The organism is Vibrio sp. 99-8-1, from assembly GCF_013114595.1.
In the GTDB taxonomy this organism is placed as follows: domain Bacteria; phylum Pseudomonadota; class Gammaproteobacteria; order Enterobacterales; family Vibrionaceae; genus Vibrio.
The window spans coordinates 1-16,000 of record NZ_VTXE01000039.1; the positions used below are offsets into that span (position 1 = coordinate 1).

The following is a 16,000-nucleotide window of genomic DNA, read 5'->3' on the forward strand; positions in this document are numbered from 1 at the left end:
GATTCCGGTTGTCGCGAGTTCAAGTCTCGTTAGCCACCCCATTTATTTAGGTAGCATTCGCTTCCTGTCTTGATGAAAGTCGAGATGAAATAGCAAATTTTGAACAAGCAACAAAATATTTCGGTGAATAGCGCAGCTTGGTAGCGCATCCTGAAGTTTGGAATAGCGGGACTAGAGGGTGACCCTCGGTACGAAATTCTAAACAAGCAACAGAATATTTCGGTGAATAGCGCAGCTTGGTAGCGCATCTGGTTTGGGACCAGAGGGTCGGGGGTTCGAATCCCTCTTCACCGACCATATTAAAGAAACCTCGTCGTAAGACGGGGTTTTTTTTTCGTCATAACAAAATGCATAGCAAGTATTGGAGAGCGTTTTTGTCTATATAAAATCAATGATGTTACTCAACAAGCTTGTATCAATTAAATATCGTTATGACTACACGAGTAGTAAGGATTTTTTCGTCACTAGAAAATGATTTATTATTGCACCTCTTTATAAAAAACTGCTTTGTATGATAAATGCACTAAATAGAGATATCCGCTCTTTTCATAAATAGTCGTAGCTGGTTGTTGGTATTATCTTTTATTAGTACGTATGACTATAAAGTCTGCCTATCTTTGCTTAATTGGTTATTTACTCTATTTTTTTTATGTAACAAAGTATATGTAACTTGCTTGTTAAATAACAAATAGAATAAAAATTCAAAATTAGACGTTTGTATTACCTTTTGCTTTTACTGTGTATTGTTGTTTTTGTAGTGATATGTTCTTTGTTTTTGGTCTATGTGAGAGCGGTTATCTGTTTGGCCTGAGCGAATAAAATGAATGAATAATGAATAAATATTGATTTCCCATGCTTTAAAACGGACGTAATACACTTTTTTATTCTATATTTGTTGCTTTTTCGTGAATTATTTGCCAAATTGAATAGCTATCAGATTATCAGGACTTTATTCTGGTAATGAATGGATTCAATGTTTGCAGACAAGGCAGTAGCGCCGCAGTAGAGGTCTGGTAATGTCTCTTTTAGAAGTAAAAAACCTTCGGATCGAATATCCGTCAAGGCATGGTGTGCATGCCGCGGTAAAAGAACTTTCGTTTAATGTTGAACGAGGTGAGATCGTTGGTGTTGTAGGTGAATCAGGTGCAGGTAAATCAACGGTCGGTAATGCCGTTATCGATTTATTGAGCCCTCCTGGCTTAATTGCTGATGGTGAAGTTTTCCTTGATGGTGAAAAAATCTCAGGATTATCGTCGTCAGAAATGAGAAAGGTTCGCGGTTCAAAAATTGGGTTTATTTTTCAGGATCCAATGACCTCGTTGAACCCTTTGTTTACCGTTGAGCATCAGCTTAAAGAAACTATTCATGCGAATATGAATGTTTCTGATGAAGAAGCGTATCAGCGTTCACTTTCATTAATGAATCAGGTTGGTATTCCTCAGCCTGAGAATCGATTAAAGCAGTTTCCACATCAGTTTTCTGGTGGTATGAGACAGCGTGTAGTTATCGCGATAGCACTGGCTGGTGAGCCAGACCTAATTATTGCCGATGAACCTACCACAGCGTTAGATGTATCAATTCAAGACCAAATTCTTTCCCTTATCCGAGACCTTTGCGTTAAAAATAATGTAGGTTGCATGTTGGTAACCCATGATATGGGTGTTGTATCGAATGTCACTGATAAAGTAGCGGTTATGTATCGCGGTGATTTGGTTGAGTTCGGTAATACTGACAAGGTACTTGGCGACCCTGATCACTCCTATACTCGAAGCCTTATTTCCGCTGTCCCTCGTTCAGACAGAAAATTAGATCGCTTTCCTCTGGTTAGTTATATTGAAGAAGCGGCAGAAATGGCGCCTTTAGATGTAAAAAACCACTGGTTAGGCCAGAGCCAAGACCAACGTGCTTATACTGGCCCACTTCTTAATGTGGAAAATGTACACCTCCGTTTTGTTACTAAGGATTCTCTCTTTGAGAGTCGTCGAGAGTATGTGCAAGCATCTGATGATGTGAGCTTTGAAGTACATGAAGGTGAAACATTTGGTTTGGTTGGCGAGTCCGGTTCCGGCAAATCAACGATCGCTCGTGTTATTGCTGGATTATATGAGCCTAATGCGGGGAAAGTGACGTTTGAGGGAATCGACCTGACAGGATTGAAGTCGGAAAAAGAGCGCCGTCCAATGCGTCGTCAGATGCAGATGGTTTTCCAGAATCCGTATACGTCAATGAACCCTCGCATGAAAATCTTCGATATCATCGCAGAGCCTATTCGTTTCCATAAACTGACCCGCAACGAGGCTCAAACTCGTGAGATTGTTCATGATCTGCTTGACCATGTAGGGTTGGGACGTATGGCCGGCCTTAAATATCCGCATGAGTTTTCTGGTGGTCAGCGTCAACGTATCTCCATTGCGCGCGCACTTGCGACTCGACCTCGTCTGCTTATTTGTGATGAGCCTACCTCTGCTTTAGATGTGTCGGTACAGGCGCAAATCTTGAACTTATTGAAAGACTTACAGGATGAGTTAAACCTGACAATGCTTTTCATAAGCCATGATTTGCCGGTAATACGTCAAATGTGTGATCGAATTGGTGTTATGAAGATGGGGAAATTGTTGGAAGTCGCGCCTACAGAGCAGCTTTTTAATGACCCTCAGCATGAATACAGTAAACAACTAATATCTCTAATGCCTGAATTTACAGGGTTAAGAGAAGATATCGCTTAATTTTTCTATCTTGGCAGCCGTTGCTGAGGTAGTAAATTGATTCTTGAGTAAGCAAATTACTTTAGATTAATCACCTAAACACTAGCAAAACAACAAACAGGGATATGAATTCCCGCATAAGGAGTTATGCAATGAGAACCATCAAGACTAAATTAGCAGTTGCTCTAATGGCTGCTGGCCTGAGTTTTGGAGCTGCAGCCGCTGACATCACAGTGGGATATGCCGCAGACCCAGTATCACTAGATCCGCATGAACAACTTTCAGGCGGTACACTTCAGATGTCCCATATGGTATTTGACCCTCTAGTACGTTTTACTCAAGAAATGGATTTTGAGCCGCGTCTAGCTGAGTCATGGGAGCGTATTGATAACGAAACGATGCGCTTTACTCTTCGTAAAGGCGTGAAATTCCATTCGGGCAATACTTTCTCTGCGGATGATGTTGTTTGGACTTTTGCTCGTCTAAAATCATCGCCAGACTTTAAAGGTATCTTTGCTCCTTTAGTCTCTTTGACGAAAGTTGATGATTATACTGTTGAAGTAAAAACGGACGGTACTTATCCACTCATCGAAAACGTAGCAACTTACATTTTCCCAATGGATAGCAAGTTCTACTCAGGTAAAACGGAAGACGGCAAATCTAAAGACGAGCTAGTGAAGCATGGTAACTCTTATGCATCGACTAACGTTTCCGGTACTGGGCCATTTACGATCACTTCTCGTGAGCAAGGCGTTAAGGTTGAATTTGAACGTTTCGCTGATTACTGGGATACAGCTTCAAAAGGTAACGTTGATAAACTAACACTTGTACCGATTAAAGAAGATGCAACTCGAGTAGCTGCTATTCTTTCTGGTGACGTTGATATGATTGCGCCAGTGGCTCCTAACGACTACAAGCGTATTGAAAATGCAAGCAATGTTGACCTGTACACAATGCCGGGTACACGTATCATCACATTCCAAATGAACCAAAATAGTAACGAAGCACTGAAAGATGTACGTGTTCGTCAAGCTATTGTTTATGCCGTGAATAATGAAGGTATTACTAAGAAAATCATGAAAGGTGCAGCAACGGCGGCGGCTCAGCAAAGCCCAGTTGGTTATGCCGGTTACAATGAAGATCTTAAACCTCGTTACGACCTGAAGAAAGCCAAAGCGCTGATGAAAGAAGCGGGTTATGAAAATGGCTTCTCACTCACCATGATGGCTCCAAACAACCGTTACGTGAATGACGCGAAGATTGCTCAAGCGGTTTCAGCGATGCTGTCTAAGATTGGCATTAAAGTAGACCTAAAAACCATGCCTAAAGCGCAATACTGGCCTGAGTTTGATAAGTGTGCTGCAGATATGTTGATGATCGGCTGGCACCCAGATACAGAAGATTCCGCAAACTTCTCTGAGTTCTTAACGATGACTCGTGATGAAGCGACAGGTAAAGGTCAATATAACTGTGGTGGTTACTCTAATGCTGAGTTAGATAAAATGGTTATTGGGACTAATGCCGAAACAGACCTTAAGAAACGTAGCGCGACTCTGAAACAAGTTGAAGCAACACTATATGATGAAGCTGCATTTGTTCCATTGCATTGGCAAGATCCTTCTTGGGCAGCTAAGAGCAACGTAGAAATTGGTCCAATCATTAATGGTATGAACTTCCCATATTTTGGTGACCTAGTAGTCAAGTAAATATGTTAAAAGGTTGCGTGTCTGAACACTTAACACCTATGTGTTCAGAGACCAACTTACATCTAACTCATTGATTTGGATGTGTTGAAAGTTTTATGGTGCTCTATCTTATTTCAGTCGGATTGAGCGCCATTTTTAGACAGAAGATTGACTGAAAAACTTCTTTGACAAGAAGATAATGGATTATTAAGGGGCAAGGAATGTTTTCGTTTCTGGTCAAGCGCCTGTATCAGGCACTGATAGTGATGTTTGTGATCAGTTTAGTTGCGTTTTCTATTCAGGATAACCTGGGAGATCCGTTACGTGAGCTGGTGGGCCAGTCTGTTTCTGAAGCGGAACGTCAAGCTTTGCGTGATGAGCTTGGATTAAATGACCCGTTTTTGGCTAAATACAGCCGCTTTGTTAGTAACGCTTTGCAAGGTGATTTAGGGACTTCTTACTTCTTTAAAAAACCTGCAACAGAAGTGATTTTAGATAAATTAGTTGCCACACTCGAGTTGGTTTTTGGTGCAGCGCTAATTATTGTGGTGATGTCTATCCCACTTGGTGTTTACTCTGCTATTCACCCCAAAAGTTTCTTTACCAAGGTGATTATGGCACTGAGTAGTGTCGGTATCTCCATCCCAGTATTTCTTACCGCAATTATGTTGATGTATATATTCTCCATAGAGCTAGGCTGGCTGCCTTCTTATGGTCGCGGTGAGACGGCGAATGTACTCGGCTGGGAATCGGGTTATTTCACCTTGGACGGATTAGCGCACCTAGTACTGCCGAGCATTGCATTGGCGTCGATAATGTTACCGCTGTTTATTCGACTAGTACGTTCAGAAATGTTGGAAGTGCTAAGTTCTGAGTACATTAAATTCGGCAAAGCGAAAGGCTTGCCAATGAAGAAAATCTATTACCAACATGCATTGAAAAACACCATGTTGCCAGTATTAACCGTTGGTGGCGTTCAAATTGGTACCATGGTTGCGTATACCATACTAACTGAAACTGTTTTTCAGTGGCCCGGCACTGGTTTCCTATTTTTAGAAGCGATCAATCGTGTTGATACGCCATTGATTACGGCTTATGTCATTTTTGTGGGGCTTGTTTTTGTGGTGACCAATACCATTGTTGACTTATTGTATGGCGTGATTAACCCAACGGTAAATCTTACTGGAAAAGGAGCATAACGATGAATCAATCAAACACTGTTCCTAGTCCATGGCAGCGCTTTAAAGAATCGGATTTTCTTTACTATTTCTTGCGTGACAAAGTTGCCATGTTCAGCTTTGCTGTTTTTATGATCTTTTTGGTATTTGCGTTAGCTGCACCATTAATTGCACCAAGTGATCCCTATGACCTTTCGTCTATCGATATTATGGACTCAGAACTGCCACCTGTGTGGATGGAAGACAGTGATGAGCGATTCCTATTAGGTACCGATGAACAGGGACGAGATATTTTATCGACCATGCTATACGGCTCGCGATTGTCACTTACTATCGGTTTTCTTGCGGTAGGGTTACAGTTGTTCCTTGGTATTGTTATCGGATTATCTGCTGGTTACTTTGGTGGTCGTATTGATAGCTTCTTAATGCGATTTGCTGATGTGCAGTTATCATTTTCTACCATGATGGTGGCGATCATTGTCTCGGCAATATTCAAAGCCAGTTTTGGTAGCGAGTTTTATAGTCAATATGCAGTGATTATGCTGGTGGTCATCATTGGTGTGGCAGAGTGGCCACAGTATGCCCGTACCATTCGTGCTTCAGTATTGGCAGAGAAGAAGAAAGAGTATGTGGAAGCGGCGCGTGTGATGGGTTTTAGAGCGCCTAAGATTATGTTCCGACATATATTGCCAAACTGTTTGTCTCCTATATTGGTTATTTCAACGGTACAGGTTGCTAACGCCATTATGTCAGAGGCGGCGCTGTCGTTTCTTGGTCTAGGTCTGCCTGTGGATCAGCCTTCGTTGGGAGCGCTAATTAGCATTGGATTCAACTACATTTTCTCTGGTGCTTGGTGGATAACAGCCTTCCCAGGATTTGTACTGGTAACATTAGTATTGGTAATTAATTTACTTGGTGACTGGTTACGTGATGTATTTAACCCTAAAATTTATAAAGGGTGATCCAAAGCAATTGATCTTTAGCCAAAAAGCTTTCTAAACTAGAAGAGTCACCTATAGGTGGCTCTTTTTTATTTTTCAATAGTCTATATCATACTGATGGATAAAGATTTTAGAGATACGTATATGATTAGTGTTCTAGTTAGAAACTTGAGAGTATTGCTGTTTATCGTCACAGTTATTGGTAGCTATTCTGCTGTTGCAGCGGATGCCAGTAAGTATGTCTGTGAAGCGAAACAAAACTCTAACAGTGAATTACCACTGCTGTCTGCTGAGTGTCCCATAGGTAATGGTTTATGGGGAAGCAATCGCCCAGTGAAAGACGATGGTTTCTTCTGGATACAGTGCGGACTCATGTCGAAGCCAATGTCTTTATCAATTGCAAAAAGTTTATATGGAAAAATTTCTACCGATGTGTGGATGAAGCCAGAAGATAAAGGCTTTCGTTGTCTAGTAGGGCCGTATGAAAATTATAAAGCGGCAAATCAAGATCTGAAACAGGTTCAAACGTTAAAAGCGTATAAGAAAGCATTTATACGCAGTGTGGGGAATGAAATTACCAAGCCAAAAAGTACCATGAAGCCGAAGAAAAAGCCCTCACCTGCAAAAGCACCCGTAGCTAAAGTGGTACCTAAGAAAGCTAAAGCCGCACCGCCAGCGCCGAAGCGAAAAGCAGAGCCGGTCAGTAAAGTGGCAAACAGTAATCAGAAAATAAAGAAAACATCTGTTGGAAGCATTGTGCTTCGTCGTGAAGCCAAAATAGGAGAAGCGTATTACGCCATTCCTTTTTTAATGGAAGGTAATGCTCAGTATTACATGGAATATGGTATTGGCTGGAACCGTCTTGATTATAAGCAAGCAAAGCAAGTGTGTGAATCCCAGCAGATGCGTTTAGTGAGTACTAAAGAGTGGCGAGCACTGATTAACTCAACAGTGATGGTAAACAAACAGTGGCCTATTCATGTTCCGTACTGGGGAGATGGCAAAAAAGGATTATTTACCAGTGGTAAGGTTACTCAGTTAACAGGCACATCTTTACTGAACGTTGTCTGTGTGAAGTAACATAAAGTTGATATTTCGCTTTATTTGTTTCCAGTAAACCATAGCCTATCTTGAATATCGCCATTAAAGGCCGTATTCATCGCTGTGGCAAGCGAAGAATACGGCCTTAGTATTATGGCTTAGCGCATTGTTACAAACTCTTCAGAGCCCGTAGGGTGAATGGCTACCACGCTGTCAAAGTCAGCCTTAGTGGCTCCCATCTTAATGGCGACGGCAAAACCTTGGATCATTTCGTCAACGGTAAAGCCTATTCCGTGTAACCCAACCACTTTCTCATCGTCACCCGCGCAAACCAGCTTCATTTTGCATGGCTGGCGGTGCTTAGTGATTGCGGTATACATGGAAGTAAAGCCCGATGAGTACACTTTGACATTCTCTTCACCATACTGCGCAACCGCTTCTGGTTCGGTTAAGCCAATTGTGCCGATAGGAGGGTGACTGAACACAACCGTCGGGACCAACTCATAATCCATCTTAGCGTTTGGTTTATTGTTAAATAAACGCTCAGAAAGTTGACGTCCAGCTTTCACGGCTACCGGAGTAAGCTCAATACCCCCTTCCATGATATCGCCTACGCAGTAGATACCTTTTACGTTGGTCTCTTGGTACTCATTAACTTTAATGTAGCCACGGTCATTTAGTTCAACACCCGTTGCGGCTAAGTTGATAGCATCGGTGGCGGGATGACGGCCTATCGCCCAAATTAGCGTGTCTACATTTTGGCTTTCACCATTCTCTAAGTGAAGAGTTAAGCTACCATCTTGCTCTTTGATGATCTCTTTAGGCACAGAATGGGTGTGCAGCGTTGGCCCTTCTTCTGCCATTACATCCACTAAAGTATCGATGATCATTGGGTCAAAAGTACGAATAGGGGATTGCTTACGCACAAACAGATGTGTTTCACTGCCTAGCGCATGCAATACACCTGCGATTTCAACAGCGATATAGCCTGCACCCACAACCGCGACGCGTTTTGGTTGTTCGGTAAGATCAAAGAAACCGTTAGAATCAATACCGTACTCTGCACCAGGAACGTTTGGAATGCTTGGTCGGCCACCAACGGCTACTAAAATATGATCGGCACTGTATTGCTCTCCGTTGACTTCAACGGTGTTCGCATCAACAAACTTTGCAAAGCCTTTAATCACATTAACTTTGTTATTACCTAATACATTGTCATAAGACTGATGTATACGGCCAATATAAGCTTGACGGCTCTCGACCAGTTTATCCCAGTTAAGGCCTTTATAATCAACGTCGAAGCCATAATCTTCTGAGTAAAGGTTGATCGCCTCGGCAACTTGGGCACCATGCCACATTACCTTTTTCGGTACACAACCTACATTTACGCATGTACCACCGAGATCTTTTGCTTCAATTAGCGCGACTTTTGCGCCATACATCGCTGCTCTGTTAGCTGAAGCAATGCCACCACTGCCACCACCAATACAGATATAGTCAAAATGTGTTGCCATTACTTTCTCCAATTTTTCTTTTTTATGTAGTAATCATATTGGGTCAATTGCTGAAAAGTTCAACATTATTCAGGAACAACCCACTCTACTTTATAGTGACCGGTGACCGGAGCAATTGCTTGCTTAAGAAACGGTAAAATTTCATTGATCTGTTTTTCTAACGTCCAAGGAGGGTTAATTATGATCATCCCAGATGCGGTCATACCTCGTTCATTGCTATCAGCCGATACGCCCAGTTCTATCTGTAATATTTTTGGTATACCGAGTGATTGAAGTCCTTCTAACATATCGTCAATATCGCAGCGATTAACCACCGGGTACCATATGGCGTAAATACCGGTCGCCCAGCGTTTATGGCTCTGTGCTATTGCGGTAACGACATCACGGTACTCTTTGGCGAGTTCGTATGGTGGATCGATAAGCACTAAACCACGACGCTCTTTTGGCGGTAAACTGGCTTTTAAACGTTTAAAGCCATCTTCGTGGTAGATCTTGACCTGTCTATCACGATGAAACTCTTGTTCAAGTAGAGGAAAGTCGCTCGGGTGAAGTTCAGTCAATATCATTCGATCTTGAGAGCGAATTTGAGCTCTGGCTACCCGCGGTGAACCGGGGTAATAGCGAAGGGTTGAGTCTTCGTTGAGCTTGCGGACTGAGTCTAGGTAACTTTGAATGCCGCTAGGGTATTCATTTTGCTGCCATACTCGATCTATTCCTTGTTTATATTCGCCGGTTTTTTCTGCCCACTCATGAGTCAGATCATAACGACCAACACCAGAATGAGTGTCGTGATAAACAAAGGGTTTCTCTTTGTTTTTTAAGCTGTCCAAAATAAGGCTTTGGACAATATGTTTTAAAACATCTGCGTGATTACCCGCATGAAAATTGTGTCTGTAACTTAACAAATTAGACTCTCATAACGCTCTGAATTAGAGTGTGATAGAAGATGAAAAATCAATAACATTGATTATACGCTACTATTGAAAACAGTATAAGCAGCCTACATTTAGATAATACCAATTAAAAAAGGAATGTCGTATGTCCAACCCACTCGTCAATTTTTCCGACTTACCTCCATTTTCTCAAATTAAGCCAGAACATGTTAAACCTGCAATAGAGCAAGCTATCGCTGATTGTAGAGTCAAAGTAGAGCAGGTTTTGCAAGATAATAAGAACCCAAGTTGGGATACCATTTGCACGCCATTAGCGGAAGTTGATGATCGACTTAGCAGAATTTGGTCACCTGTGAGCCATATGAATTCAGTGGTGAACAGCGCAGATTTAAGAGAAGCCTATGAGAGTTGTTTACCTTTGTTGTCAGAATATGGCACATGGGTAGGGCAGCACAAAGGCTTATATGACGCCTATAAGGCTATTCGAGCGAGTGAGTCGTTTGATGCATTAAGCCAGCAGCAGAAGAAAAGCATTACCGACGCCTTACGTGATTTTGAACTGTCGGGAATTGGTTTGCCGGCGGATGAACAGCATCGATATGGTGAGATCAGTAAAAGAATGTCTGAGTTAGGTTCGCAGTTCTCTAACAATGTTCTTGATGCAACTATGGGCTGGAATAAACAGATTACCGATGAGCAAGAGTTGCAAGGCCTTCCTGAGTCTGCGATGGCAGCAGCCAAAGCGGCAGCGGAAGCTAAAGAGCTGGATGGCTGGTTACTTACTCTTGATATGCCGTCATATTTGCCTGTAATGACGTACTGTGACAATCAAGCCCTAAGAAAAGAGATGTATGAAGCGTATGTTACTCGTGCATCAGATCGAGGTCCAACAGCTGGGGAGTGGGACAATACAGAGATAATGGCTGAGCAGTTGAAGCTTCGCCATGAAATCGCTCGATTGCTGGGTTTTGCATCCTACAGTGAAAAGTCTCTGGCGACTAAGATGGCAGAAACCCCAGAGCAAGTGATGAGTTTTTTAAATGACTTGGCGCTGAAAGCGAAACCTCAAGGTGAAAAAGAGGTGCAAGCGTTAACGGCATTCGCAAAAGAGGCATTTGAGGTTACTGAGCTGAACCTATGGGATATCGCTTATTATAGCGAGAAACAGAAGCAGCATCTGTTCCAGATATCCGATGAAGAGCTGCGTCCATATTTTCCTGAAAAACGAGTGGTCAATGGCTTATTTGAAGTGCTGAATCGAGTATTTGGTATGACGGTAACAGAAAAGCAAGGCGTGGACACTTGGCACGAATCGGTACGATTTTTTGATATCTTTGATGGTGATGGAACGCTTAGAGGAAGTTTTTACTTAGATTTGTACGCAAGAGAGCACAAACGCGGTGGTGCTTGGATGGATGAGTGTCGAGTAAGACGAGTCACCCATGACGGTCAACTGCAATCTCCAGTCGCCTATTTAACCTGTAACTTTAATAAGCCCGTAGGGGATAAACCGGCTCTGTTTACTCATGATGAAGTGGTCACCTTATTCCATGAGTTTGGGCACGGAATACATCATATGCTGACAAAAATTGATGTTTCATCGGTATCAGGCATTAATGGGGTTCCATGGGATGCGGTAGAGCTACCTAGTCAGTTCTTAGAAAACTGGTGTTGGCAGGAAGAGGCGCTAGCGTTTATTTCCGGACATTATCTAACTGGTGAACCGTTACCGACCGATATGTTAGAAAAAATGTTGGCGGCGAAGAACTTTCAGTCGGCCATGTTTATTTTGCGCCAATTAGAGTTCGGTTTGTTTGATTTTACTTTGCATACTGAATATGACCCTGAAATTGGAGCAAGGGTTCTAGAGACCTTGCAAGAAGTGAAGTCGAAAGTCGCGGTATTGCCTAGCTTAGAGTGGAATCGATTCTCTCATGCCTTTAGTCATATATTTGCTGGTGGCTATAGCGCAGGCTATTACAGCTACTTGTGGGCAGAAGTGCTCTCTTCTGATGCTTTTTCTAAATTTGAACAACAAGGGATCTTTGATAAAGCAACCGGAAATGAGTTTTTAACCCATATTTTAGAGATGGGTGGCAGTGAAGAACCGATGACGCTGTTTAAACGCTTTAGAGGTAGAGAGCCGAGTATAGATGCATTATTAAAGCACTCTGGTATTGAGGTGTAGCATCTTAGATTAACGCTCTGTTGCGGTTAATGTTATAAATAGAAAAAGGGCATAATTGCCCTTTTTTGCTCAATATTGAAACAAAAACGTTAGTTAGCTGCGGTTAAGGGCTAACATTTCTGTTGATTGGATTTTGCAGAGAAATAAGCGTTTCCGTCGACTGAACTTCATCAATAGCTTGTAGCTTGTTAATTAATACGTGCTGTAACTCTTCGATAGATTTACACATTAGCTTCACAAAAATATTGTAAGCTCCAGTGGTGTAATACGCTTCAACAACTTCATCTAGTGCCGTTAGCTTATCGAGTGCTGAGTGATAATCTCTGGCCGTTGTAAGGTTAATACCGATAAAGCAACATACGTCATAGCCCAACTTCTTGGGGTTAACAATCACTTCAGTTCCTTCAATAATGCCAGATGCTTTCATTTTTTCGATACGAACATGAATTGTGGCAGGACTAACGTCAAATTGCTTAGCCATTTCGGCATATGGACGTCGTGCATCGGCCAGTAACGTTTTGAGAATGTCGCGATCTAAGTTGTCTAGCCTTGCGTTAGGGTGCATATTTAAACCTGAATGTTTGGAAGCTGTTATAAGTGAAAGTATATTTTATCATTAACAGTGATACTATACTTGCTTTTACGTTGCATTACTTAGCGCTCATTATTTGTTGCTAAGTGAATAAGTTATCTGTCAGAGGATGAGTAAATATACGTGCGATTTTTTGTAATGACACTGATTTTAGTCTGGAGCTCAGTATTATTTGCTGAAGAAAAGGACGTACTCGTGATTCAGTCATATCATCAGGGATATGCCTGGTCTGATCAATTTCAATCAGGCTTAAGTGAGGTGTTAGAACGCAATAATATCGTTAATCGTGTTGTTTACTTAGATACTAAACGTCATCAATCTGAGGCCTATTTACAGCAGTTAATACAGCTATATCAGCAGAAATTTCAACGAGAGCGTTTTCGGGCCATTGTTGTGGTAGATAATACCGCATTGAATCTAGTTAACCGTCTTGCTAGTTATATTAAAGATACCCCGGTGATATTTAGTGGCATCAATGGTTATTCTCCGAGTATGCATGCCAATTTAAATGCAACTGGCGTGGTTTCTAAGGTAGAAGTTGCTGGAAATATAGGGCTTATTCAGAGGCTACAACCTAAGGTAGAAAAGATATATATCATTTCCGGTCAGTCAGTGACAGGGAGTGGTGTTCGTGCTTCCATTGAAAAGTATTTAGCCAATAATCCGCATGAAGATAGCTTGGTCGAACATTTTGTTCCCGAAAGCTTTCAGCAACTGGTGCAATTTACTTCTCATCTTCCCTCGAATAGTGCCGTTCTGTTTTGGAACTTTTATCTAGATCAAAGTGCATTTCGTAATGAAGAAAAAGTATGGAAAGTCATGGATGAAATTGCGTCTGTGCCGGTTTATGTCTTTCACGATAGCGTCTTAGGGGAAGGAGCCGTCGGCGGAGTTGTTCATAACAGCTTATCACAAGGTCGCTCTACAGGAGAGCTTGTAGTGGATGCATTGGCAAGTGAACAGGGGTCACTACCCCATGTTCGTTACGCTACGCCAGCAACGGTTCTAGATTACCAAGCACTGATGCATTGGGGGCTAAATATTGAGGATAACAATGCTGTTACCTTGATCAACAAGCCAGACTCTATGAGTAAGCAAGTGCAGTTGGTGTTGATTCTATTTGCAATTATGTTCGCTGTTATTGTGGTGCTTCTTTACTATCTTCGCCGTATCGCCATGAGTGAAGCAAGTGCGCGAAGAAGCCAGATGCTTATTGAGTCTGTTCTGGAAAAAAGTCAGCAATACATTGCTATTTTGGGTGAAGATGGGCGAGTCATTTCTAGTAATCATAAACTTCACGATCTGTTATTTGAAAGAGGCGCTGAATTAGAGCCGCCTATTTGGCACTTTACTGCTTGGCAAAACAATGGAAAAGAAGCGTTTAAACAGTTTTTTGCCGATGAGATGTCATCCTCAACTCGGTTTGAGTTAGAAGCGCTATGCAAGCGTTCTGGTAATGTATTGCTCGACGTGGTGATAAGTGCGCTTCCTGCTGGAACAGCTAAGAAACCACAATTCTTGATGGAAGCGAACGATATTACTCAAGGCAAGCTGGCTCAGCAAAAACTGATCGAGCGAGAAGCGTCAATGCGTAATTATTATGAGCAACAGCCTATTATGATGCTGACGCTCGATAGCCACTTTAGAATTCAAGCCATTAATCGCTTTGCAACAGAATTACTAGGGTATGCAGAAATTGATCTTCTCGGCCATAAGTTAAATGAGCTATATGTCGATCAAGATGCAGAACCGGTTCAGAGTACTATTGCGGATCCATTGCAGTCAATTAACGGTATTAGAAAGCGAGAAATTCGATATCGTCATCATAATAATAGCCACTTATGGATTAGGGAAAATGTTCGCTCACTTAGCAGTTCGGGGCAGTATTTGCTGGTGGGAGAAGACATTACAGAAGTTCACAGTTTAACAGAGAAGCTTGAGTACCAAGCGCGTTATGATCTATTAACAGAAACCTTTAATCGTAACCATTTTGAAATAGAGTTAGTACAATCTATAAGCGAAGTAAGTGATAACTTACGTACACATGCAATGTTGTATTTAGATCTTGATCAGTTGAAGGTGCTAAATGATACCGCCGGCCATGATGCTGGTGATGCCGCTATTAAGTTTTCGGCGATGATTGTTGAGTCAGTTCTTCCTTATAATTCGGTGTTGTCGCGAATGGGGGGGGATGAATTTGCCGTCCTGTTAAGAGACTGCACCCAAGCTGATGCGATAAAAATTGCTAAATTGATTATCAATGGTTTCGGTAGCAAGGCCTTTAACTGGGACCAACTAACCATCAATATTTCTTGCTCAATCGGTATACGTTTAATTGACCATACTGCTGAGTCTCCGCAAATGGTACATGCTCAAGCGGATACCGCTTGTCATGCTGCCAAAGATGAAGGAAGAAATAGGTTTCATTTGTACCACCAAGATGACGAAGAGTTACGACAAAGACAGCTTGAAATGGAGAGTGTAAACATTGTCCATGAAGCGCTCGCTAACGACCGACTGACGTTATATGCACAGCGAATATTGCCGCTTTCAGAAGAGCAGCAGATGTCTACAATGTACTTTGAAATTTTAGTCAGAATCCAAGATGCAGACAATAATGTTATCTCCCCCGGTATTTTTATGCCTGCTTCTGAGAAATACAATATTGCTCACCTGATTGATAAGGCGGTTGTTACTAAGACATTAACCTGGCTTGAAACCAATTTTACTCGTTTTGATGAACTGGGTATGTGTTCCATTAATTTATCTGGTCAATCAATGGGTAATCGAGCTTTTGTCGATTTCTTGTTAGATATTATCGAACATAGCACTGTTCCTAATCATAAAATATGTATTGAGATCACTGAGACCGCGGCAATGGGGAATATGAAACAAGCTATTGAGCTGTTTAGTAAGATAAAACAGTTAGGCTGCTGTATTGCATTAGATGACTTCGGTTCTGGGCTTTCATCATTTGGTTACTTAAAAAAACTACCTGTAGATATAGTGAAAATAGATGGTCTATTTGTCCGTGATATGGACGTGAATGAGACCGATTATATTATGGTACGTTCTATTAACGATTTAGCGAAACAGATGGGTAAGCGAACCGTTGCTGAATTTGTCGAAAATAGTGATATTATCGCCAACTTAATTGAGCTAGGGGTCGATTATGCTCAAGGGTATGTTATTAGCAAGCCTAAGCCCCTAAATGAACTTGTCGAAGAGCTACGCTCTGCACCGATGTAATTATATTTGGAGTC

Annotated in this window: 10 protein-coding genes and 1 tRNA gene; 8 read left to right on the forward strand and 3 right to left on the reverse strand. The window is 41.9% G+C overall.

Annotated features, from left to right (window positions below; all coding sequences use genetic code 11):
- The first annotated feature begins 220 nt into the window (after window positions 1-220).
- The 6 genes from F0227_RS18315 to F0227_RS18340 all read left to right on the forward strand — a co-directional run bounded on the left by F0227_RS18315 (window position 221) and on the right by F0227_RS18340 (window position 7,589).
- Window positions 221-297 (forward strand) — tRNA-Pro (locus F0227_RS18315).
- Between the two features lie 719 nt (window positions 298-1,016).
- A complete protein-coding gene (locus F0227_RS18320; RefSeq protein ID WP_171754693.1) occupies window positions 1,017-2,726 on the forward strand; it encodes an ABC transporter ATP-binding protein in 1,710 nt (569 codons plus the stop codon).
- 131 nt (window positions 2,727-2,857) lie between these two features.
- Window positions 2,858-4,411, forward strand: a complete 1,554-nt coding sequence (locus F0227_RS18325; RefSeq protein ID WP_171754694.1) for an ABC transporter substrate-binding protein — start codon at window positions 2,858-2,860, stop codon at window positions 4,409-4,411.
- A gap of 200 nt (window positions 4,412-4,611) precedes the next feature.
- Window positions 4,612-5,589, forward strand: coding sequence for an ABC transporter permease (locus F0227_RS18330; RefSeq protein WP_171754695.1), 978 nt, complete (start codon window positions 4,612-4,614; stop codon window positions 5,587-5,589).
- 2 nt (window positions 5,590-5,591) lie between these two features.
- Window positions 5,592-6,530, forward strand: coding sequence for an ABC transporter permease (locus F0227_RS18335; RefSeq protein WP_171754696.1), 939 nt, complete (start codon window positions 5,592-5,594; stop codon window positions 6,528-6,530).
- Between the two features lie 123 nt (window positions 6,531-6,653).
- Complete coding sequence (locus F0227_RS18340) at window positions 6,654-7,589, forward strand: SPOR domain-containing protein (RefSeq protein WP_171754697.1); 936 nt, start codon at window positions 6,654-6,656, stop codon at window positions 7,587-7,589.
- Window positions 7,590-7,708: 119 nt separating this feature from the next.
- Here F0227_RS18340 and gorA read toward each other — a convergent pair whose 3' ends face one another.
- A complete protein-coding gene (gene gorA / locus F0227_RS18345; RefSeq protein WP_171754698.1) occupies window positions 7,709-9,064 on the reverse strand; it encodes a glutathione-disulfide reductase in 1,356 nt (451 codons plus the stop codon).
- Window positions 9,065-9,129: 65 nt separating this feature from the next.
- Window positions 9,130-9,969, reverse strand: coding sequence for a 23S rRNA (adenine(2030)-N(6))-methyltransferase RlmJ (locus F0227_RS18350; RefSeq protein WP_171754699.1), 840 nt, complete (start codon window positions 9,967-9,969; stop codon window positions 9,130-9,132).
- 133 nt (window positions 9,970-10,102) lie between these two features.
- Here F0227_RS18350 and prlC point away from each other — a divergent pair, with 133 nt between their 5' ends.
- Window positions 10,103-12,145 carry an oligopeptidase A gene (prlC, locus tag F0227_RS18355; RefSeq protein WP_171754700.1) on the forward strand — a complete coding sequence of 681 codons (2,043 nt, stop codon included), beginning with the start codon at window positions 10,103-10,105 and terminating at the stop codon, window positions 12,143-12,145.
- A 103-nt stretch (window positions 12,146-12,248) separates the two neighbouring features.
- Here prlC and asnC read toward each other — a convergent pair whose 3' ends face one another.
- Complete coding sequence (asnC, locus tag F0227_RS18360) at window positions 12,249-12,710, reverse strand: transcriptional regulator AsnC (protein WP_171754701.1); 462 nt, start codon at window positions 12,708-12,710, stop codon at window positions 12,249-12,251.
- 150 nt (window positions 12,711-12,860) lie between these two features.
- Here asnC and F0227_RS18365 point away from each other — a divergent pair, with 150 nt between their 5' ends.
- On the forward strand, window positions 12,861-15,986 hold the full coding sequence (locus tag F0227_RS18365) for an ABC transporter substrate binding protein (protein WP_171754702.1): 3,126 nt from the start codon (window positions 12,861-12,863) through the stop codon (window positions 15,984-15,986).
- Window positions 15,987-16,000 lie beyond the last annotated feature (14 nt).